Source organism: Acinetobacter sp. H1(2024) (assembly GCF_046557555.1).
GTDB lineage: Bacteria > Pseudomonadota > Gammaproteobacteria > Pseudomonadales > Moraxellaceae > Acinetobacter > Acinetobacter seifertii.
On record NZ_JBKGFO010000007.1, the window covers coordinates 119,262 to 141,930 of the forward strand.

At 38.9% G+C, this 22,669-nt stretch carries 18 protein-coding genes; 13 read left to right on the top strand and 5 right to left on the bottom strand.

Going from position 1 to position 22,669, the window contains the following annotated elements:
- Positions 1 to 4: 4 nt before the first annotated feature.
- Positions 5 to 877 (top strand): 5'-methylthioadenosine/S-adenosylhomocysteine nucleosidase, encoded by an 873-nt coding sequence (locus tag ACLCEG_RS16570; RefSeq protein WP_191108661.1) that lies wholly within the window; start codon positions 5 to 7, stop codon positions 875 to 877.
- Between the two features lie 30 nt (positions 878 to 907).
- On the opposite strand, the gene ACLCEG_RS16575 is transcribed toward ACLCEG_RS16570, so the two are convergent.
- The gene (locus ACLCEG_RS16575) at positions 908 to 1,474 is read right to left on the bottom strand and encodes a DUF2062 domain-containing protein (protein ID WP_410568380.1); all 567 of its coding nucleotides are present in this window, start codon (positions 1,472 to 1,474) and stop codon (positions 908 to 910) included.
- 355 nt (positions 1,475 to 1,829) lie between these two features.
- Here ACLCEG_RS16575 and ACLCEG_RS16580 point away from each other — a divergent pair, with 355 nt between their 5' ends.
- From ACLCEG_RS16580 to ACLCEG_RS16610, 7 genes are all read left to right on the top strand, one after another.
- A complete protein-coding gene (locus ACLCEG_RS16580) occupies positions 1,830 to 2,423 on the top strand; it encodes a LysE family translocator (RefSeq protein ID WP_004703445.1) in 594 nt (197 codons plus the stop codon).
- A 115-nt stretch (positions 2,424 to 2,538) separates the two neighbouring features.
- The gene (dcd, locus tag ACLCEG_RS16585) at positions 2,539 to 3,108 is read left to right on the top strand and encodes a dCTP deaminase (RefSeq protein WP_002120290.1); all 570 of its coding nucleotides are present in this window, start codon (positions 2,539 to 2,541) and stop codon (positions 3,106 to 3,108) included.
- 300 nt (positions 3,109 to 3,408) lie between these two features.
- Positions 3,409 to 4,716 (top strand): hypothetical protein, encoded by a 1,308-nt coding sequence (locus tag ACLCEG_RS16590; protein WP_410568382.1) that lies wholly within the window; start codon positions 3,409 to 3,411, stop codon positions 4,714 to 4,716.
- A 224-nt stretch (positions 4,717 to 4,940) separates the two neighbouring features.
- Complete coding sequence (locus ACLCEG_RS16595; protein ID WP_410568384.1) at positions 4,941 to 7,073, top strand: hypothetical protein; 2,133 nt, start codon at positions 4,941 to 4,943, stop codon at positions 7,071 to 7,073.
- Positions 7,074 to 7,088: 15 nt separating this feature from the next.
- On the top strand, positions 7,089 to 7,814 hold the full coding sequence (locus ACLCEG_RS16600; protein WP_410568386.1) for a DUF6160 family protein: 726 nt from the start codon (positions 7,089 to 7,091) through the stop codon (positions 7,812 to 7,814).
- 32 nt (positions 7,815 to 7,846) lie between these two features.
- Positions 7,847 to 10,258, top strand: coding sequence for a DUF6160 family protein (locus ACLCEG_RS16605; RefSeq protein ID WP_410568388.1), 2,412 nt, complete (start codon positions 7,847 to 7,849; stop codon positions 10,256 to 10,258).
- A gap of 159 nt (positions 10,259 to 10,417) precedes the next feature.
- The gene (locus ACLCEG_RS16610; RefSeq protein WP_410568390.1) at positions 10,418 to 11,371 is read left to right on the top strand and encodes a DUF6160 family protein; all 954 of its coding nucleotides are present in this window, start codon (positions 10,418 to 10,420) and stop codon (positions 11,369 to 11,371) included.
- A gap of 77 nt (positions 11,372 to 11,448) precedes the next feature.
- Here ACLCEG_RS16610 and ACLCEG_RS16615 read toward each other — a convergent pair whose 3' ends face one another.
- Both ACLCEG_RS16615 and ACLCEG_RS16620 read right to left on the bottom strand, forming a co-directional pair.
- The gene (locus ACLCEG_RS16615; protein ID WP_139344660.1) at positions 11,449 to 12,393 is read right to left on the bottom strand and encodes a tRNA dihydrouridine synthase; all 945 of its coding nucleotides are present in this window, start codon (positions 12,391 to 12,393) and stop codon (positions 11,449 to 11,451) included.
- A gap of 84 nt (positions 12,394 to 12,477) precedes the next feature.
- A complete protein-coding gene (locus tag ACLCEG_RS16620; RefSeq protein ID WP_004703432.1) occupies positions 12,478 to 13,287 on the bottom strand; it encodes an inner membrane protein YpjD in 810 nt (269 codons plus the stop codon).
- Between the two features lie 140 nt (positions 13,288 to 13,427).
- Here ACLCEG_RS16620 and ffh point away from each other — a divergent pair, with 140 nt between their 5' ends.
- Positions 13,428 to 14,840 carry a signal recognition particle protein gene (gene ffh, locus ACLCEG_RS16625; protein WP_004703430.1) on the top strand — a complete coding sequence of 471 codons (1,413 nt, stop codon included), beginning with the start codon at positions 13,428 to 13,430 and terminating at the stop codon, positions 14,838 to 14,840.
- A gap of 49 nt (positions 14,841 to 14,889) precedes the next feature.
- Here ffh and ACLCEG_RS16630 read toward each other — a convergent pair whose 3' ends face one another.
- The gene (locus tag ACLCEG_RS16630; RefSeq protein ID WP_410568393.1) at positions 14,890 to 15,624 is read right to left on the bottom strand and encodes a pantothenate kinase; all 735 of its coding nucleotides are present in this window, start codon (positions 15,622 to 15,624) and stop codon (positions 14,890 to 14,892) included.
- 15 nt (positions 15,625 to 15,639) lie between these two features.
- Positions 15,640 to 16,392, bottom strand: a complete 753-nt coding sequence (locus ACLCEG_RS16635) for a biotin--[acetyl-CoA-carboxylase] ligase (protein ID WP_004888550.1) — start codon at positions 16,390 to 16,392, stop codon at positions 15,640 to 15,642.
- A gap of 30 nt (positions 16,393 to 16,422) precedes the next feature.
- Between ACLCEG_RS16635 and ACLCEG_RS16640 the strand changes: the two genes are divergently transcribed.
- From ACLCEG_RS16640 to ACLCEG_RS16655, 4 genes are all read left to right on the top strand, one after another.
- Entirely contained in the window at positions 16,423 to 17,226 is an 804-nt protein-coding gene (locus ACLCEG_RS16640) for a sulfite exporter TauE/SafE family protein (RefSeq protein ID WP_039251612.1), read from the top strand.
- Between the two features lie 251 nt (positions 17,227 to 17,477).
- Positions 17,478 to 18,173 carry a GntR family transcriptional regulator gene (locus tag ACLCEG_RS16645; protein ID WP_049066133.1) on the top strand — a complete coding sequence of 232 codons (696 nt, stop codon included), beginning with the start codon at positions 17,478 to 17,480 and terminating at the stop codon, positions 18,171 to 18,173.
- Positions 18,174 to 18,183: 10 nt separating this feature from the next.
- The gene (gene smc, locus ACLCEG_RS16650; protein WP_410568396.1) at positions 18,184 to 21,633 is read left to right on the top strand and encodes a chromosome segregation protein SMC; all 3,450 of its coding nucleotides are present in this window, start codon (positions 18,184 to 18,186) and stop codon (positions 21,631 to 21,633) included.
- Between the two features lies 1 nt (position 21,634).
- The gene (locus ACLCEG_RS16655) at positions 21,635 to 22,657 is read left to right on the top strand and encodes a cell division protein ZipA C-terminal FtsZ-binding domain-containing protein (RefSeq protein WP_410568398.1); all 1,023 of its coding nucleotides are present in this window, start codon (positions 21,635 to 21,637) and stop codon (positions 22,655 to 22,657) included.
- Positions 22,658 to 22,669 lie beyond the last annotated feature (12 nt).

Genomic DNA, 22,669 nt, shown 5'->3' on the forward strand with positions numbered 1-22,669 from the left:
GAAAATGCAATTTAAATATACTTTTGGCGTCATCAGTTTATGTAGTGCGGTATTTTTAATGGGATGTAATGATGACAACTCAACTGTTTCACAAACATCGACAGTTGAAGAGCAGAAACAGAAACTACAGCCGATTATTATTCAAGGTGCTCTACCTGTAGAATCGCAACAGATGGCAGCTAAATTACAGAATGTGACTGTTGAAAATGTTGGTGGGTGGACCTTCTGGAAAGGAACACACAATGGTTATCCAATGATTATATCCAAAACACGTATGGGCATGAGTAACTCTGCTGCTGCAACAGCTTTAGCCATTGAGCGTTATAAGCCGATTGCAATTATTAATCAGGGGACATCAGGTGGACATGACCCAGATCTACATGTTTACGATATTGTTTTAGGAAAGTACGCAACTAATATTGGTGCATTTAGAACTCCTAAACAACCATTAGGAGCTGGATCAAATTCACTCACTTGGGTTGAAGCATTTGATGTTTTACCAACCGATGAGTCTGATCCCGAACCGATTGCAATTCGCAAATTTGAAGGCGATAAAGAGTTATTAATGGCGGCCCATAAAGTTCGTTATGACAAAGGTCAAGTAGTTGAAGGAACGATTGGATCAGCAGATGTTTGGAATAATGAATTGGATCGTATTCAATTTTTCCATCAACGTTATGGTACCTCTGTTGAGGAAATGGAAGCAGCATCAGTTGCACAAATTGCAAGCCAGTTTAATGTTCCTTTCTTAGGAATTCGAATTTTATCTAATAATATTACCAATAATGGCGCATATGACCCAGGTACTGGAGAAGCTTGCCAAGACTATGTGCTTAATGTGGCAGAAGAATATATGAAATCTAAACTAGCAAAATAATAATTTAACTCTATGCAAGAAGATGAGTTCTTAAAGAGCATCTTCTTGTTTTTTATAACCAGCTCGACTTTTCCAATTTCGAATGACCATCCAACGCCAAAAAACTTCAGTCACTATATAAAGTATGATTGCAAATACAAATGCTTCAACTACAAGTCCTGACATTAAGATTTTGGCGAGACTGAAATCTATATGTCCATGACCAAAGTGAGTAATCCACCTAGAAATTTGATGCAATACACCTAAAAGCATCTTTTTATTAATCATATGTACATGATAAATATGTGAACCAAACCAGAACCCAGTATATAAAATGGGAACTAAAGTGAGAGGATTACTGAGCCAAGCAAGCATTAGGCTAATAGGCAAATTCACTTCAAATAGCAATACTGCCATCACAATAAAGACGCTATGAAATGGAATAGGCAGTAAACCGAAAAATGTTCCTACAAAAACGGCTCTTGTAATTGATTTACGGTTGACATACCAAAGCACAGGATTAAGGGTTTTTTCCCCAAAAATCCTTAAAAATTTCATATTTGAAACTTTCTCTGGAGAAGGAAGCCAAGACTGAAAAAATTGCTTTGCCATAATCATAGGATAGTAGAGTCTGGTGACTCATATAAACACAAAAAAACAATATATTAATTGAAACTTATTGAAAGCTTAAAAATTAAACTTACTGCAGTAATAATTCATTATAGATCTTTTCGAGGTAAAAATAGATTTTAAATAAAAATACTTATATTACTTAATACAATTTGGTACGCAAAGTTCAACAACTGACTGCTAAGTTTTTTAGATTAAAATTTTAAAAAATTACCTATCTTATTGTTTAATATTTATTTTTAAATATTGAATGTTAACTTTTTAAAAAATTGTCTTACAATTAGATTTTGCCTTGGCGAAAAATATCTATTAATCTGAAATGACTACATTGTGAGGTCATTCAATGATTTCATGGCTATTTATTGGCTTAGTTGCCACAATTTTACTTACCCCAGGCCCAACCAATACTTTACTAGCATCGTCAGGAGTACAAGTAGGTCTTAAGAAGTCTGCGAAATTAATTCCGGCAGAAGTTCTTGGATATGTAATTTCTATTTCAGCTTGGGGAATGTTAATTGGGAAGGTATCCGCAACGCTTCCTTTCTTACCTCCTATGCTTAAATTGCTAAGTGCTTGTTACATCATTTTCTTAGCTATTAAATTATGGCATACAGCCAATCAGCAATTTGAGTTAGATCAGCCAACGATTCGCCCGCGTGAATTATTCTGTGCAACTTTACTCAACCCTAAAGCATTACTTTTTGCTTCAGCGATTTTCCCTGTTACCGCATGGACTGATTTTCATATTTATCTCATTCATATGCTGGCTTATTTAGCGTTAATTACACCGATTGCATTGTTCTGGATTTTCTTGGGTTCAATTTTGGCAGGCAATAAGGTACGGTGGTTAAATCAATCGAATTTACAAAAAACAGCCTCGCTGATCTTAGTGAGTTTCTCAATTCCGATTAGCTATTCTGCTTTATTAAACCTTTAAAAGTCTTACTGAGCTATTCTTATCGAGAAGAGTAGCTCAAGCATTGTTTTCATAATTGCTTTTTTACGTTAAAGTACGTCGCAATCAATGAAATTACCTTTTGGATAGAAAATACATGGCTATTAAGTCTGATCGTTGGATTCGCGAAATGAGCGAAAAACACGGCATGATTGAACCTTATGCAGAGAATCAAGTCCGTTTTGATAAGAATGGCGAAAAATTGATTTCTTACGGGGTCTCTAGCTATGGTTATGACGTACGCTGTGCCCGCGAATTTAAAGTTTTCACTAACGTACATTCTGCAATTGTTGATCCGAAAAATTTTGATGATAAAAGTTTTATCGACATTGAATCTGATGTTTGTATTATCCCGCCAAACTCATTTGCTTTAGCACGTACAATTGAATATTTCCGTATTCCGCGTAATGTTTTGACTGTATGTCTTGGTAAATCGACTTATGCGCGCTGCGGTATTATTGTTAATGTGACGCCTTTAGAACCAGAATGGGAAGGTCACGTGACTTTAGAATTTTCAAATACTACGAATTTACCTGCACGTATTTATGCTGGTGAAGGTGTAGCGCAAATGTTGTTCTTTGAAAGTGATGAGGTTTGTGAAACATCTTATAAAGACCGTGGTGGTAAGTACCAAGGTCAAACTGGTGTGACACTTCCTAAAACCTAAGTTGTTTTTTAATTTAGATTAAATTCGAAAAATGGGTCACTTTAAGTGGCCTATTTTTGTTGAAAAGTAAAGAAAGTGGCGTTCATCGGAATATTAATAAATGAACGTTTTCTTTTGTAAAAAATGATATAAAATGATCAATAATTGATTTGTTTCTTTGAGTTGTATCACACAAATTAAAAGAAACTAGATCGTAAATATCGGCGTTTTCTTTATGTATTTAATTCAAGGTTAAAGCAAGGGAAGCCAAATAAAAAGAAATCAAATTAGATTATGCCCCCAAGGATACGGAGGTCGGTCATGCGACAGTTTAAGTCCCTTCATGTAGCTATTCTAGCACTTGGAAGTTTATGCTTTTCTTCTGCTTATGCTGGTTCTACCTTAGTTCCAATGTCAGATGCTGAGTTGTCAGCTACTCGTGGCCAAGCCTTGATGAGTATGTCTTATATTGCGCCTACCGATGCTGCAAGTAATTCAAGTACTAACGGAAACATGGGATTCTATCGACTTGCTCTAGATGCTCAATTAGAACTCAATGCCAACATTAAAAAATTACAATTAGGTTGTGGTGGTGTTAATGGAGCAGGGGCATGCGATATCGATATCGATTACTTGAGCTTAAGTGGTGGTACTGTCGATAGTACTAGTGCAGAGCGAGCTGCGTCATCTGCTGTTATTACCAATCCATTTTTAGAGTTCGCGGTTAAAAACCCAAATTCAGCTTCTACACGTGAAATACAGGGTTTCCGCTTAAGTGCCAAATCACTTTCTGGTTTGCTCACTTTTGGTTTACAAAATGGTGATGCTGCAAGTGGTATTAATTCATTGAGTGGATACTTAGTGACGAAACCAACAGGGGGCACAGTAACTACAAATCCTTACTACGGTATTACTCAAGATGAAACAAATACTGCAATTACTGGTCGAGCAACTGTTTTAGGACAAGGGGTAACGGTTCCATTTACTTCTACTGGTTATAATTTAAATTTAGGTGTAGGTACTGGTACATTATCGATGGGGCAGCAAATCATTACTGGTAAACGCATAAATACAGCTAATCTAAATGCGACTGCACGCGTTGGAGGTTTGGCTATTACAGGAACTTTAGATGCAACCGCTTCTGTATTAGGTGCGCCACTTCCTATTTCAGGAAATGTAACTGGTTCTGTGGATAATCTAGATGTTAACGTAGCGATCAAACAAAGTTTGGGTTATTTCCATGCCGCGCAACTAAATGGTTCTGCTGGTTATTTATCTGTACAAGGTGTGAATATATTGTGGCCAGAGGCTGCATCAACTGCCCAAACAGGGTGGTGGCTAGAGCTTACAAACCCAATTGATATTGGTCAAATTACACCAACAGGAAGCGTGGATATTGCACTTTCTACCATCGTTGATGCTTTAGGGCAAGTCAGTGCTTTCTTAAATAGTCCTGGTCATGCAGTAAATTGCGGAGTTTTAGCGGCTAATTGTTTATTTGCAGGAAATCTTCCTGTTGGAACAGTTGATTTGACTGGTAAAACACCAGCTTCGATGGCTTTAACTAATGTAGTGTTACAAAAACAGAGTTTTTCTTCTAACTGTTATGGTTCTTTAAAATTCTGTTAATTACAGTAAATTAAACTGATAGTTTTCATTCATCGGAAAAATGTATTTTTGCTCATTTCATTTTGCATTTGACCAAATATTCAGCATAATAGAAATGTGGAAAAGTTGGCAATTTTGAAGCTTGCCTCTGAGAGATGAAAAAGGAAATCATTTTATCTCACATCAAGGACTGTTAAAGAAAAAGAAATATGGTGCGTGGCATCGTATAAAACAGGAAGGTCACGATGACTACACTTAATTATACGGTCAGTTTTCAAAAAACCGTTTTAGCAAGTTTAATTGGACTTTGTTTAAGTCAATCGAGTTTTGCTCTTGAAGAGCTCTCTGATGCCGGTTTAAGTGAAACTACGGGTGAGGGTATTGCAATATTACCCCAAAATGCATTTATGGTATTCCGTGGTGCTGGCCCCAATGAATCTGTAAATCAAATTATTACCGACCGTAGTAAAGATACAGGCTACATTAACTATGTACCCGTAGGCCCCTTAAGTGTTGCAGCTGCTGATACTAGTGGTAATGGCTCTGTTGGACCTGAAGATAAAGCTGTCGGAAAAGCGGATATATTTCTTTATGGCTTAGCCCTTTCTAAGTCAGATGGTGATGCAAACTCGCGTATTGCCAATACTGCAACAGCAGCAGCGATTTCAAGCTGGGGAACAGGTGCTAACCCTTGGATATTTAAAGTAAAAACTGCGAATAATATTCCTAACTTTAGCACTACAGATAGTGGTGGTTATCCTGTTACCTATTTATCTTTAGAGGCTCCTCTATACCAGCCTACGATTGATGGTGCAGCGGGAGCAGATGCATATAATTTAAAATTAGGTTTATGGGCTGATGCATTTGTACGAAACCCTAATATTGTGGCAACTACAAATGGTTCTTTAGCACAATTTCAATATGGCGATAGTAATGGATTAATTGGTACCAGCATTGATACAAGTCGTGCGAACCGTTTACGTTTACAAGGTATTCTAAATGGCTTTAGTCTAAATGGTAGCCAAATTAGCATGTTCCAAACGCTAGGAGGAGCAACTACTGCGGGTGGAATGAGTCCTTTTTATAACAATACATTGGGTATGTCTGGCTTAGTACGCTTAAATACAGGCGATAGTAAGAATACAAGCATTGTGACTGAAAATGTTACGAGTCAAACCCAAACTTATGCAACGAGTGCGAATAATGGTTGGCAAACAGTACATGCCGGTGCAAATTCAACCTTAAGTACAAGTAGCAGTGGAGATTGTGGTAATAGTAGTACAGGAAGCTTTAGCACATCACGTGGCTGTCGCTACTATGTAGAAAACCGCACAAGAACAGATACAAAAACCTCAAGTAAAACTCGAAACGCTTTTAATGATACTAGTAAAGTCTTACGATTTAGCACCCGTGAAACCTCAGATTCACCAAACGCATCAAATAATTTATATACACCAGCATTAGACTCTAGTGGCGCTATAGCACCAAAGTTTGCAGACAGTGAAGGTTTATATTTATACAATCCAAATATTAACTTGGTCTTAGGTAATTTATATCAACCTCTTATTTTAGGTTCTGACGGTAAAAACTTTAGTATAGAAATCGCACGAATTGCGAATAAGCCGGAAATATATAAACAGATCTACACCGATTACACTGGCGCTGATAATACATATAAAGGCTCTACTTGCAACGTTTATTCTTGTGCAAACCCTACGCATAGTAGTATTGCAATTGGGACAGTTTACAGTCCTGATAGTGGGAAAACCTTATTAGCAGATACAAGTGAAGGTGCAATAGGAGTTTCATTTGGTCGCTTAATTTCAACAGGTACACAGGTTTCTGGAACTTCTGCTGGTAGTCTAGTGTCATTGACTAACTCTGTGTCTGGAACAACCTCTGCAACCATGACAGAAGTCCGTTTCAAACAAAGACAACAGAATACTCAAACATGGAATCAAACCTATAGTTGTGGTTTATTTAATACAAGTTGTGGTTATAAAACAGCTGGTTATTTATATCAGTGGGAATATAACCAAGGTACAGGTACTTGGGTCATTACAAACCCAACAGCAAAACCAGCTGATGCTGCAACTTGTTCTGGTGCATTAGGATGTACGAGTACATCAGGTTCAACTCCAATGTACGGAACGGTTTCAAACCGCGATTGGAGTAATGCATCTATTCCTTGGTTGACTTCACGAAATGCAGTAGTTAACGATTTAATTGGAAGTAGTAATGGCACTACAGGTTATGTAATTCCAACTGCGAATCAGGCGCCTGCATTAAACAATATTACTCCTCTGAACAATTTAGGTTCTGCTGTGGTAGATGGCTTACTCATTCAGCATTTAAAACTCACTACAAAAGGTCTATAAGAGGAGGATAATGCGATGAAAAAAATAACTGCTTTACTCCTTACTCTGTGTGCAACTGCGACTCATGCAGAGTTACAAACCTTGGATAATGATGCTTTACAGGCGATTAATGGCCAAGCTGGTGCTGATTTGTCTTTAATGCTCAATTTAAACCAAACCAGTAACGGTATATTTGATAATGGTAGCGGTGGTGTTTGTGAAAACCTTGAGTTCTGCCACATTGGATTAGCAATTAATAAGCGTTTTGTGCAAGCAGATGCGACTAAACCAAGTGGTTGGGCCGAAAATAGTGATAGTGGTAATAAACTTTGGTTAGTGTTTAAAGGCGTACAAGGAACTTTAAATATTCAAAAAATGGGTTTAGATGGTGCTGATTTAAAGTATCTTGATAAAACCAATACCGAAATTATAAAACCTGCGATTCAACTTAGTTTTAGTGCAACACAGCCGATTTTAATCCGTAACTTTGGTTTTAACGCGTTATCTATTGAGCAAGATAACTTTACAAGCTCAACCACGACCCAAGGCTCAAGTACCAATATGTATGATTATGCATATTTCAAAAAACCAACGTATGCGGCAACTGCAAATAGTGCAAATCAGCAAGTTGCAACGGCTACACCTTCAGCCTATGACTATGGACGTGAAACAGGCTTTATGGGCTTAATGATGAACGGAAATTTGGCAATTCAAGGAAAAGTCATGGTGTTTAGCTGTGATGGTAGCCATCCCCGTTGTTAACGCTTAATGTAGATTTCAAAGGAACTGAAGTGATGAACAAAAATAAAGAAAGTCACAGCTCAAAGTTTATTTTAAATACATTAGCAACCAGCATGTTGTTAGTGAGTGGGCAAGTGTTTGCTTTAGAAGCTTTAACAGATGCTGATTTGAGTGCGGTAAACGGTCAAGATGGAATCTCGATTCAAACGACTTTTAATGAAATTAATATTGATAATGCTTATTGGGATGACCATGCGGGCACACCAACGAGTGCTGATCAGGTTTTAAGAGCGCAAGCCAGTGGCGTAAAAATACAAAAAAGTAATGCGTCCACTCAAACCTTAGGAACAAACTACCGTTTAGATGTGGGAAGTAATACAGCTACAGGTAAAGCTGGAATTGATTTTTCTATGCAAAGTAGCCCATCCCTCATTACAGTAAATAGCGTTAAAGTTTGTAATAGCTCTGCTACATGCTCACCTACGCTAGGGCAGTTGGCTATACAAACAACTTCTCCTTTAAATTTAGCACTGACTACTCAAGATGGTCTATTTAGTCCAAATAGCCAGTCAAATATGACATTAGGAATAAACAACGCAAATATTTATTTAGGACAGTTAGATGCCCGTAATCAGCTTAACCAGCTAATTTTAAAGAATTTTAACTTTAATTTTGTTGGTAAAGGTGTCATGTTCATCGATCCCGTTAGGGGCATTGTTTTACAAACGAATACTGGATCAAATGTAGCTGCTGTTGGGCAAACACCAAGTACGACTTATGGTTATGTAGACTTTAATCGGGTAGCAGACTCAGCTTCGGGCTTAACAGCTGGTACGTATGTAGATAGCAATGGTAAAGCGACTAATTCGGGTCTTAACATTGAAGTAATGCTTAGCTCTAATGTTGATAAAACTAATCCTTATGGACTAGATGCGACCAATACACCGCAAAATTCAAAAGGTTTAATTCGGCTAGGTGCCAGTGGACGTATGGTAAATAGTTATTTACAAGTCCGTGGTATGGATGGTTCTTCAGACACTACAACTTTAGGTACTGCAAATACTGCTTCGGGTACGAGCTCAAGTAATAGTATTTTGGGTAATACTGGAATTGCCTTTCGTATGAAAGGTGAATTCACTAAAGATAATGATTCAATGCTGGGTTCAGATGGTAAAGCCACGACTTTAGAAATTGGTGGGGCAGGTTTAAATGCTTACGGTTTCGAGTTCGGCAATTTAACAGGTCTTAACTCAGCTACGCGTGGTTATTTTGATAGCGGAAATATTTATTTAAATCTTGCTGATACAAAAACATTATTAATGCCAAATAATGCGACCTTAAACAGTATTCGTTTAGGGTCGGGTACTTTAACAACCGCCGCCGATTATCAACATAATATTCACCGCGATACGGTGACTAATCCATTTAGTTTGATTCTTGCAATGCGTGGAGCAGAGTTTCAAGCATTTTCAAGACGAGGACGTTTTACCACAAGTGCAAATGTTGCTGCTGCCAATCAATTTGCAGATAACGGTTTAACTAACCAGTGGGGCTTGGCTTTACCTTTTTATAATTTAAATGCCAATGCTGCAGTTTACGGTTTAGATGCGCCTGCAAATAGCGCTTTTTACTATACAAAAGATACTAACGGTAAACCCATTCAAAATGTTGTAGGTACTTCCGGAACAACTTCGCGTTTAGGATTTGGTGTCGCTGTTGGAACAACAGGTCGAGATACAGGCGGTACAAAAACAACTTCAATTTTATTAATTGATGGTTCTCCAAATGCTAATAATGCAGGCAACCCTACCGACTATTACATGGGCTTACGTAATATCGATATGTTCTTAAAAGGTAATGGCAGTATTGGTTTAGAAAATGGCAGTCTCAATATTAGTTTAAGAGAGATGCTCATTGCTTTATCAACTGAAATTGCAGCGGGCTATTTACCAGGCGCTAAATATAAAACTTGTCCGGCAACAGGGTCTTGTACCTCACCAATTGATAACTTTGCCAGAAATAATGACGTTTTATTTGGCTTAAAACTACGCTTAGGTGGTGATTTAAATTTATCGATTGTGCCAAATAGTTCAATCGCTGATGGTAGTGCTTTAACTGTACTCGGTGATTTCACAATGCCAGCCACAGCAACTGGAAATACAGTTCAAATTAGTGACCCAATTGATGGTTCGGCAATTGGTTTTGATAATATTACCGGTAAGCTAGCGTTTAATACCGCTTTAGTGGTGGGCAAAGATACAACAAGTGGTTTAGGTAAAGTGGGCGTAAATACAGCAGTGTACTTTAACCCTGATAAAAGTATTGACGGTGCTTTACGTGTTAAAGATATTAATTTCTATCCACCTTCAACAGGTGCAGGCGCACGTTTAGGTGAGCTTGCTATTACGGGTGGGCGTTTAACTAGTAACTTTAGCATCGTGCCGAGAAATGGTGCTTTTAACTAATAAAGCAAAGTGGCGATATCGCCACTTTTTATAAAAATTTATTTTGAATGTGATTGGATTTGCATTCGTCGGGTTATATCGATAATTGTTTTGTACCCATCTATTATTCTGATAATCTGAACAAATAATAAACGTTTGTCTCTTAAGGATTAGAGCGACATGAAAAATAAAAATATACTGTGCTGGTTACTACTTACCAGTAGTTCAAGTGTTTTTGCGATGCAGCCTTTGGATGACCAAAGTCTTTCAGCAACGACGGGTCAAAATGGTTTAACGCTAGGCATTCAGGCCGATAAAGTTAAATTTAATCAGTTTGCATTGATTGATACCAATGGCATCGCCTCTACGTCTTACAATAGTAAAGCTGGTCTTGTCATTGCAGGGAACTCTACGAATCCTGTTCCAAGTATAGAGTTTATTAAAGCAGCTGTATCGACCAATCCTTCTTTTAATATTGCTATTGATACCGATGCAGGTGCGGGTAAGCCTTTTGTAAATTTAGCTGTCACGATGGGTAGTGATGTAAATGGGATTCGACTTACACCGTTTTCAGTTTATTTGGCACCTAACACTTCAGTATCTAGCCCTGCTGATTATGCGGTGAGTAGTTATGCTCCAAAATCCATTTTTAGTTCGGGAACCACGGTAAATACAGGAGTAAAGGAGCTTGTTCGCTCTACAGGTAATCTTGATATTAACTTTGTACAAATCAATAAACCTCGTTTAAACATTCAGTTGGGGCATGCTGCTCAGTCTGTGATGGTTAAATTTGGTGGAGCACTTCAATCTATTTGTTCTGCCGCTGCGGGTTGTCCAATTACGTTAGTGTCCGATACTACAGGTGCTTCATTTGGATTTAAATTTGCAGGAACAAATGCAGCTACAGGTTTTCTTCTTGATGGGTTTTATGCTGGGGTCGATCCAACAGGATTAACTTTTGGTAATACAGGTGCATCTAGTAAATTTGATGCATCGCTTAACAATGTCACTCTAGGAAATTTAGCAACACAAAGTACAACAACTTTTAATAATTTACCTAACGGGTCTATGGGGAGTTTTGGAGTTACAGGCGCTTCAGTGACTGACTTTAAAATGAAAGTAAGCGGTTTCTAAAAAATAATTACTTAACCTGAAATACCAAAATAGGGTGGCTATATCAACAGTCACCTTATTTTATAAATTTTAAGTAATTAGCTATGTGATGAGCTAGTTTGTTCTAATTGATGAACAATTTCATCTAAAGCCTTAATACGTTTTACTTGATCCCACAGTTCTTTAGCTTGAGGGTAGGCTTTGGTCATCATGCCTAACCATTGTTTATAACGACCAACCATCCCAATTTCTGTTTTTGCCTGACCATTTAAAAAACGGATTTGTAAGTCAACCAGTTGCTCCCAACTAAATATAGCCTCATCCATATTTTTACGAATGCATTGTGTTAAATCAGGAGTCGTTACAGCACCGCGACCAATCATTAAATCTTCACAACCAGATTGCTGTTGGCAGGCCTTTGCATCTGCATTGTTCCAGATTTCGCCATTAGCAATGACATTAATTTTTAAAGCTTCTTTGATTGGTAGAATTTTTTCCCAATAAGCTGGTGGTGTATAGCCATCTGCTTTAGTTCGCGCATGTACTGTTAGCCAGCTTGCGCCAGCATCTTCAACCGCGTGCGCATTTTCCATGGTGTGGTTTTCATCGAGATAACCTAAACGCATTTTTGCTGAAACAGGAATATGCTCTGGTACAGCATCACGGACAGCTTTAATGAGCATATGTACCACGTCTGGTTCATCAAGAAGTACAGAACCACCTCGGTGTCGATTTACGGTTTTGGCAGGGCAACCAAAATTAAGGTCAATCGCTGGAGCACCTAGTTCAACCACTTTTGCTGCATTTGCTGCCAGCATATCTGGATTGTTTCCTAAGAACTGCACATGAACAGGTGTACCTGCTGCTGTTTTACCGTCGTTCTTTAACTCAGGGCAAAAACTATAATAGATATGGTCGGGTAAAATGCTGTCTGTAACTCGAATAAATTCGGTTACACACCAGTCGAAATCACCAACAGATGTGAGGGTATCCCGCATGATCGGGTCAGTTAAACCTTCCATTGGAGCGAGTATGAGTTTCACAGTCTGTGCCACCTGATTAAAACAAAAACAGCGTTATACGGGATATGTATAACGCTGTCTAGTAGTGCTGAAATTTTAATTGTTTTATCGGCCTAATATCATTTCAAGTACAAATTTACTGCCAATAAAACCAATTGCTAAAAGTGCAAAGCCAATTAGCGTAAAGCGAATTGCTTTTTGACCGCGCCATCCGAGTTTGTAATGGCCAATCAGTAATGAGCCATAAATAATCCATGAAATAATACTAAATACAGTTTTATGAGCGAGATGCTGAGCAAAGAAACTATCAACAGTTAAAAAGCCAAACGCGAGAGCAATTGTTAATAAAATAAAACCAGTAATAATTAAGTCAAATAACAACGATTCCATGGCCTGAATTGGAGGAAGTAAATTGACCCAAAAGCGTTTTTTTTGTTTCTTTTTGAGTTCACGATTTTGGAACCATATCAAGATTGCGTGTATGGTTGCCATCAGTAAAACTGCATAGGCGGAAAGTGAAAGAATAATATGCGTATCTAGGCCTAACGAATGCTGTTCAATAAATTGATCAGGTTTACTAAAGCCAAAACCTAAAATAAGTCCAATCGCTGCTACAGGAATACCGAGTAAGTTTAAAGGTACAATTGGACGAAAAGTACTAAAAATTAAACTTAACAATAACATAAGCCATGATGTAAAAGAGACTAAATTAAAAACATCATAGTTAATTCCTAATGGTGTCAGCATGGCATTACATAAAACTGTGCCGTGTAATAGCAGTGCCAAGGTTGTAACAAAAGCAAATAACCATGGATTTGGTTCACGTTTTGACATTAAACGTATGAACAGATACCAGAAAGAAGTGGTATATGCGATGAGTGCCAAAATTGTGTAAACCAAGGGGAGGCTAATCATGTCAAACCTTTTTCAGGATTAATTCATCTAGATAAGATATAAATTCGCTGCGAACTAAAGTATCCTATAGCATTCTATGCATAAATTTTCTATTTCGAGAAAGATTTTTTTGCAACTAGCCATTTTAAGCGGATTTTGCAATGTTTGATACCTTAACAGAACGACTCACACAGAGTTTAAGAAATGTTACTGGCTCAGGGCAGCTGACCGAAGATAATATTAAAGATACCTTACGTGAAGTACGTATGGCTCTTCTTGAAGCCGATGTCGCGTTACCTGTAACTCGTGAATTTATCGCGAAAGTTAAGGAAGAGGCATTGGGCCAAGAAGTGATGACTCAGTTATCTCCAGGCCAGGCATTTGTAAAAATTGTTTATGACGAACTCACCAAGATGATGGGTGAGGCGAATGAAACACTGGATTTAAGTGCGAAACCTCCAGTTGTTGTATTACTTGCCGGTTTACAAGGTGCAGGTAAAACGACAACTGCTGCCAAGCTGGCACGTTTCTTAAAAGAACGTCAAAAGAAAAAAGTAATGACGGTTTCTGCCGACGTTTACCGTCCAGCAGCGATCAAACAGTTAGAAACTGTCTCGGCAGAAGTTGGCGCAGGTTTTATTCCATCAGATCCTTCTGAAAAGCCAATTGATATCGTTAATCGTGCAATTGAACAGGCAAAAATTCAGTTTGCCGATGTGTTGATTGTCGATACAGCAGGTCGTTTACATGTCGATGAAGACATGATGGACGAAATTAAAGAATTACATGCAGCAGTTAAACCGACTGAAACTCTGTTCGTGGTTGATGCCATGACAGGTCAGGATGCTGCAAATACTGCTAAAGCATTTAATGATGCTTTGGCACTTACTGGTGTGATTCTTACTAAAACTGATGGTGATGCGCGTGGTGGTGCGGCACTTTCTGTACGTGCAATTACCGGTAAGCCAATCAAGTTCTTGGGTATGGGGGAAAAGCTTGATGCCTTAGAACCATTCCATCCGGATCGTGTGGCCCAACGTATTTTAGGTATGGGTGACGTACTTTCTTTAGTCGAAGAAGTTGAACGTAAAATCGACAAAGAAAAAGCCGAAAAGATGGCGAAAAAATTGCAAAAAGGTGGAAGCTTCAATTTTGAAGATATGCTAATGCAATTTGAGCAAATGAAAAAAATGGGCGGCATGATGGGCTTCTTAGACAAGTTGCCTGGCATGAGCGGTGCAGGAATACAGCAAGCAATTGAGCAAGCGAACCCTGAAAAACAAGTCAAAAAGATGGAAGCTATTATCCAATCAATGACTGTTAAAGAGCGCCGTAACCCTGACCTGATGAACCCAAGTCGTAAAAAGCGTATTGCGGCAGGTTGTGGTATGGATGTTGCGGAAGTGAATAAACTCATTAAGCAACAAGCGCAAATGGCTAAAATGATGAAGAAATTTGCGAATCCATCTGGTATGAGCAAAATGATGCGTTCTTTAGGCAATATGCAAAAGCAATTTGGCGGCGGCGGTGGTGGAATGGGCCCACTGTTTGGTAACAACGACCAAAAGAAATAAATTCATAAAATAAAAGGCGCCTAGAGCGCCTTTTATTTTATTCTGTGTTTTAGTCTTTAGGGTAATGAGCAATATATTGTTGCAACCCTTTAAGTAAAAGATCTGTTTCAACAGTTGGCTGGTACTTCTGTAGAAATTTAGCAAAAAGAGAGGCATCACCACCAGTCAGCAGCAGCTTTTTAGGAGATTGCTGCATAATATTTTCGATGGTACTAATCAGACCTAATAAAATACCGTGGTGTACTGCATCTACAGTGTTATTGCCCGGGTTCAGATTATCAAAAGCTGAATCTGGAATTTTAATACCTTTGGTATTTTGAATGAGTGCATCGCGCTGCAAATATAAATTAGGGAGGATGTAACCACCTAAATGTTGTTTGCCCTGCGTTAAATCAATGGTAAGCGCTGTTCCGCAACCAATAATACAATAATTTTCTTGTTCCTCAGCAACAGCAAGTACTTGTAACCAGCGGTCAATCCCGAGCTGACTTGGTACTTCATAGCCACATTGTAGGCCTGCATATTCCGAGTGGACTTTGGCAAAAACCACTGGAATTTCAAGCCATTTTAAAATCTGCTGAATACGCTGGTTGTTTTCAGTATCGAGTACTGAAGAAATTCCAATGCGATGCAGACCTTGATGCTTAAAGTGTTGAATTAATCCAAGTAATAAATCGGCTGGAGACTGCAAATGTAACTCAGCTGTATGTTCAATAATTTGCTGATTTTCAGTAATCCAGTATTTTAAACGGGTGTTTCCGATATCAAGCCATAAACTTTTCATGGGAAAAATACCTGATTACTGAGTTGATTGTGGTCTTAAACGACCTTGATAAAACTGCTGTGGTTCTGGGGTTTCAAGAATGACTGCACCTTCATTGGAGATTCCGACGAAACGGCCATGTACCAATCCTTGACTATGTTCGAATTGAACTAACTGATTTAGCCAAGCTGCATGATGGTTAAAACGACCTGCTAAGTTATAACAACCATGATCAAACCAGCGAGCTGCATTTTGAATCGCCACATAAAGCTCTGAAATTAACTCAAGCCGACTCATTTGCTCTAGACCTAAATCTTCTAAAGAGGTGATTGGCTGATCACTATCAGTCACTGGTGGTGTTTTTAAATTAATACCTACGCCAACAATAGCCTGATGTTGGGAAAGTGGTTCGACCAAAATTCCACCCCATTTCCCATGCGCACTATACAAATCATTTGGCCATTTCACTTGTAAGCTTAAGGCTTGCAACTGCGGGATTTGCAAAATATTTAGAGCAACTTCAAGTGCTAAGCGACCATCTAAGGGTGTTCGAGTTTGCACCAATGTGCTTAAATAAATGTTTCCTTCAGGTGAAATCCACTGCCGTTGATGTTGACCTCGCCCTTGAGTTTGTTGAGCACTGCAAACCAAGCCTGTTGTAATGCCTTTTTGGGCAATTTCACGAATATCATCATTGGTCGAAGTTGTGGTTGCTTTTAATAAAACCACTTCTGGAAGCTGGTTTTTTGCGCTTAAAAGTTGTTGTAGTTGGCGAGTCTCTAAATCCATGTTGAATATGAGCAGAGTGGTAAAACATTTATGGAGTTAATCATATATTTACTCATTGGCGCAATTGCTGGTTTTACTGCCGGATTGTTTGGGGTTGGTGGTGGACTAATTATTGTACCAATCCTCTATGTCGTTTTTACCCAGTTGCATTATGACCCTGCGGTAATCATGCATATTGCAGTCGGAACATCGCTTGCAACCATTATCGTGACATCATTTAGTTCAGTTTCTGCCCATCATAAAAAAGGTGCAGTCCTCTGGCCTGTTTTTCGTAATTTGGCACCTGGGCTAGTGATTGGTTCATTCTTAGGGGCGGGTATTGCCGATCTCATGTCTGGTCAGCATTTACAGCTTCTTATTGGTGTTTTTGCCGTTGTGATGGCCTATCGCATGTTTAAAGGCGCAAATGTGGTTGTTGACCCAACACGCCAGCTTCCTTCAACACCTATGCAATTTATGGCAGGTGGCGGTATTGGTATTGCCTCTGCAATTTTTGGTATTGGGGGCGGTAGCTTAACTGTTCCGTATTTAAACCGTCATGGCGTGGTCATGCAAAAAGCAGTCGCGACTTCTGCCGCTTGTGGTTTACCTATTGCTGTAGCGGGTGCAATTGGCTTTATGTGGTTTGGTGCTAAAGAGCACATTTCTGTACCTAACACGATTGGTTATGTGCATATCTATGCTTTTATTGGCATTAGTGTCATGAGTTTTGTGACGGCTAAACTTGGTGCCAAGGTTGCGCATGCTCTATCACCACAAATGCTAAAAAAATGCTTTGCTTGTTTACTCGTGGTGGTTGGAAGTTACTTTATTTATAAAGGCATTATGAATTAAAAATCGCTTTTATTTAGAAAAATATAGAAAAGGAAGCTTAGACTCACAAAGTTTAAGCTTTTTTATTTGAAGCTTTTAAAAGCCTAAAGATAGGTTTTTTATCCGATTTAAGTATGGATTTTGGGTGGGTTGGCTTAAAATGCAATAAAATTGTCAGACAATGACATAGTTTTTAATAGATGGGATCAGTTAAAAACAAGAATGCGAAAGAAAAGCATGGATTAATGCATATAAAAAGTAGCGGGTGATTTATGAATCTCGAAGAGACAGAAAGTCTTTCTGAGCAAATTGTCAAATATATTAGCGAACAGATTATTAGCGGCGAATTGGTCGAAGGTGAACGCATACAAGAGCTTCGTATTGCGAAAGAGCTCGATGTAAGCAGGGGATCAGTTCGTGAAGCATTATTATTACTCGAACGTACGCATTTAATTGAAATTTTTCCTCGTCGCGGTGCAATTGTCTCAGAAATGTCTGCACAACAAGTGAAAGCACTGTTTGATACAAACGTGATGCTATTAGGGCATATTGTACAACGCATCAGTGAAACATGGCGTGCGCACGAAGCTGATCAATTACAGTTGTTACAAGAACAATTACTTGAGCATGTGAAAGCAGGCGATATCGAAAAATTCTACGATGCCATTTTCCAATATCTCGCTGAACAACAAGATATGGTAGGTAATCCTTACTTAATGAAATTTTATAAAGAATTACTACCTTCACTACGTCGCAGTTATTTTTTGACCTTAAATACCTCTAAGCGGGAACTACAAGAAGCGTTTGCATTATTTAAACTCGTGACTGATGCAATTTTGATCCGAAAATCACAACAAGCCGCTTTATTTATGGAAGATTTTTGTCGACACTTACGTAACCTTGTGTTGGAATCGCTGACACGAATGAAACAGATTGAATTGGCTTGGGCGAGACGCTCACGCCGTTAGTTAGGGCATTATGCGTTTAAGCAGTTTAAAACTTTCCGGCTTTAAATCTTTTGCAGATAGTACAACTTTAAATTTTAAGGCGAACCGCACAGCAGTGGTTGGTCCAAATGGTTGTGGCAAATCCAATGTTATTGATGCAATCCGCTGGGTGATGGGGGAGTCAAACGCTCGTCAACTTCGTGGTGGTAGCATGCAAGATGTTATTTTTACCGGAACATCCAAGCGCAAGCCAGTGGGTGTTGCCAGTGTGGAACTGCGTTTTGACAATACCTACGGCAAATTGGGTGGAGCTTACAATGCGTATAACGAGCTCGCTGTTCGTCGTCAGGTGACTCGTGAAGGTAAGTCTGAATATTTCTTAAATGGTACACGTTGCCGCCGCCGTGATATTACCGACATTTTCTTGGGAACGGGTTTAGGACCACGTTCTTACGCTGTGATTGAACAGGGTATGATTAACCGTTTGGTTGATGCTAAGCCTGAAGAAATGCGTATTTTCATTGAAGAAGCAGCTGGTGTTTCTCGTTATCAAGCGCGTCGCCGCGAAACCTTGCAGCATCTTGAACATACTGAGCAAAACCTTTCACGTTTAGAAGATATTGCGCTTGAGTTAAAATCACAGCTTAAAACGCTAAAACGCCAGTCAGAAGCTGCGGTTCAATATAAAACCTTAGAAAGTCAGATTCGTACCCTAAAAATTGAAATTTTGTCTTTTCAGGCAGATAAAAGTGTACGCCTACAAGAAGAATATACAGTTCAAATGAATGAACTGGGCGAAACTTTTAAGTTAGTTCGCTCTGAGTTAAGTACAATTGAACATGATTTAGAATCGACCAGTGCTTTATTTCAGCGACTTATTCAGCAATCTTCACCACTACAACAAGAGTGGCAGCAAGCTGAAAAAAAACTGTCTGAACTTAAAATGACTCTAGAACAAAAACAGAGTTTATTTCAGCAAAATAGTACGACACTGGTTCAATTAGAACAGCAAAAAGCTCAGACGAAAGAGCGTTTAAAACTTTCCGAACTCCAGCTTGAAACACTGAATAATCAGCTAGAAGAACAAACTGAAGCTTTAACGACGGTTGAACATACCGCAGCCGAAGCAGAACAAAACTTTGCTGGTTTACAATCTCACCAAAAACAAGCACAGCAACAGTTTGAGCAAGTAAAAGCTCAAGTTGAAAAACAACAGCAGCAAAAAATGCAAATGTCTGCGCAAATTGAGCAGCTAGGCAAAAATGTTCAGCGTATTGAACAGCAAAAAGAAACACTGCAACATCAGGCAAGTCAGATTCAATCGCAAGTACACGAAGATGAACGAGGCGAGCTTGAGCAACTGCAACAGCAGCTTTGTCGTGAAATCTCAACGTTAGAGGCTGAAATTGAGCAGTATGTGCAACAGATTGAACAGTCTCAACAAGCGCATCAGGCAACCAAAAATCAGCAACAAACACTGAAAACAGAAATACAGGTTTTATTATCTGAGCAGAAAAACTTAAGCCAGCTTGTTGCTAAACAAAGTCCAAAGCAAAACCAAGATACGCTACGTTTAATGCAGGCTTTAGAGTTAACGGAGCAGGGTAAGCCACACGCGCAGATTATTGAAAAGTTTTTAGCAAAATGGTTGCAGGCGCATATTGTTGAAACCGAACAAGTCTTTCAGGAAGGAATTGCTCGCCAGTTAAAGCCTTCAGAACAAACAAGCAAATTTAAAGGGAATTTGGCCTGTTTAAATGAATGGATTGCGTCACCACAGCTTTCAATATTTTCCAATGTAGCGATTGCGCAAAATTTATCTGATGCTTTAAATGAGCAAAAGCAACTACAACATGGGCAGTCTATTTTGACTTTAGATGGTTATCATGTTGGGCAGGATTGGGTCATTGCTCTTATGTATGATGACGAAAGTCAAAGTGCGCAAGGTATGCTTAGTCATCGTATTCGTCTAGATGAAATTGAACAAATTATTCAAAAGCAGCAACCCGAACTACAAGCATTAGATCAAGTTACTGTTCAGGAAAAAGAAAAACTCGTACAGCTACAAGCAGACTTACAGCAGAAACAACAGGTTATTAAACAAAAACAAAAAGACTTGCAACAGCTTGATGTACAAATTGCTAAACAGCAAACTGCGGCACAAGCATTTTTACTGCAAAAACAGCAATTGAAAGATCAGTTAGCTCAGTTAGACATGCAGCTTGAAGAAGATGCAATGCAAAAAGACGATCTTGAAATTGATTTGCATGCGCTTGCGATGAAGCTAGAAACTATTTTACCTGACTATAAAACTTTGCAATTTCAGGTAGAAGAATTAACAGAGAAGCTTGAAGAGCAGCAAAAAGTCTTACAACAGCAACAACAAGAGCGCGAAATTTTACGTCGTAATAGCACGCAGACGACTCAACAAATTGAGTTGCTTGAAAAAGATATTTCATTCTTGCAGAGTCAATATCAACAAATTGCAGCGCAAATGGAACAGGCGAAAAAGTTTGTTGACCCTATTCAATTAGAGTTACCAAATCTTGAGTCAGAGTTTCAGCAACAATTTGCTCAAACTGAAAAGTTGCAAAAAAACTGGAATGAATGGCAGCTTGAACTCAATAGTGTGCAGGAAAAACAGCAGACTTTGACCGATCAGCGCCATCAGTACCAACAGCAAGATGAAAAGCTCAGAGAGCAGCTTGAAGCCAAGCGTTTAGCATGGCAAGCAGCTAAATCAGACCGTGAGCACTATCAAGAGCAGTTAAAAGAGTTAAATGCTGAACTTCAAACGGGCTTGAAAATAGATTTAACCGAGCACCAGCAAAAACTGGAAAAGGTACAAAAGCAGTTTGAAAAAATCGGTGCAGTTAATTTGGCAGCCTCACAAGAGTTTGAAGAAGTTTCTCAGCGTTTTGATGAGTTGAACCACCAAATCCAAGACTTAGAAAATACGGTAACTCAGTTAAAAGATGCGATGAAAAGCATTGACCAAGAAACCCGTAAACTCTTTATGACGACTTTTGATCAGATTAATCATGAGTTGCAAAACCTGTTTCCGAAGGTTTTTAATGGTGGTGAGGCAAGTCTGAGTCTGGAAGATGACTGGCAATCTGGGGTTAAGCTCATGGCGAGACCACCAGGAAAGAAAAATAGTTCTCTGGCCTTACTTTCCGGTGGAGAAAAAGCGTTAACGGCGTTAGCATTAGTATTTGCTATTTTCAGGTTAAACCCGGCACCGTTTTGTGTACTGGATGAAGTGGATGCACCACTCGATGATGCGAATGTACAGAGATATTGTAATTTGGTAAAAGAGCTTTCTGAACATGTACAATTCATTTACATTACTCATAATAAGCTGGCGATGACCATGGCAACTGATTTGTTGGGTGTTACTATGCCTGAACCGGGCACATCAAAATTAGTCACTGTCAATTTAGAACAGGCAAAAGAATACGGGTTAGTTTCGGAGTCATAGAATGGAAATCAATACGATTATTGGCATCGTTGTTGCCATTATTATCATGCTAGTTGGCTTAAGAATGATTTTAAAAAAGCCGAACCACGCTGAACCCTCGCTAGACAGTGATTTGCATATTAATCCTGAAAGTAATCAACCGGTTATTCCTCGTCATGTACGAGACCAACTTGAACAGCCTGAAGCGGTCGTAGCATCAGCAAATATGGCTGAACGAGTGGAACCAACTTTAAGCGAGCCAGTACAACCAGAAGAAAAGGAAACAAAAGAAGTAGAACAAGTTCAAATAGACCAGACACCGGCACCCGTTGTAAATACGCCAGTAGAAGAAGTTAAAGCTGAAGAAACTACTGTAAGTCCAACTGCAAGTGAAAATAGTTCAGTTGAGTTAACTGATACTGTTTCTGCTGCACCAGAAGCTATAAGCTCCTCTGAACAAAAAGTTGCAGAAGATCAGCCAAAAACTGAACCAGAATTAAGTTTAAATCCAAATATTGAAACTGCTGAAATTGCTGAATTTGAAGGTGAAAGTAATATTTTGGATGTTCATTTACATGAGCAACAACGTTATGACGACGAAAGTGCATTAGCAGTAGCAGAGCAAATTATTGCATTAAATGTTTATCCGAATCCGCGCCGTGCGTTATCGGGCGATAAAGCTCTGAAAGTACTTTTAAAATATGGTCTACGTTACGGTGAGATGTCTTGTTTCCATCGTTATGAAAATACCGATGAACCAAGTGCACTCATGTTCTCTGTACTTCGTATGACAGATAACGGTCCTGCTGGTTTCGATTTAGAAACTTTATCTGCTGAACAAGTTCAAGGTTTGGCATTTTTCCTTGCACTTCCAAACAGTAAAGCCGTGACTGGTTTTGATATGATGACCAGTATTGCAGGCCTAATTGCTCGTGAAATTGATGGTAAGGTTTATGATGAAAATAACCTTGAGTTTACGCCACAGTTAAAAGAGCATTGGCGCCATCATGTGATTGATTATCGTCCTGCACAGGCAACAGCCTAGTTTAAATTTTTT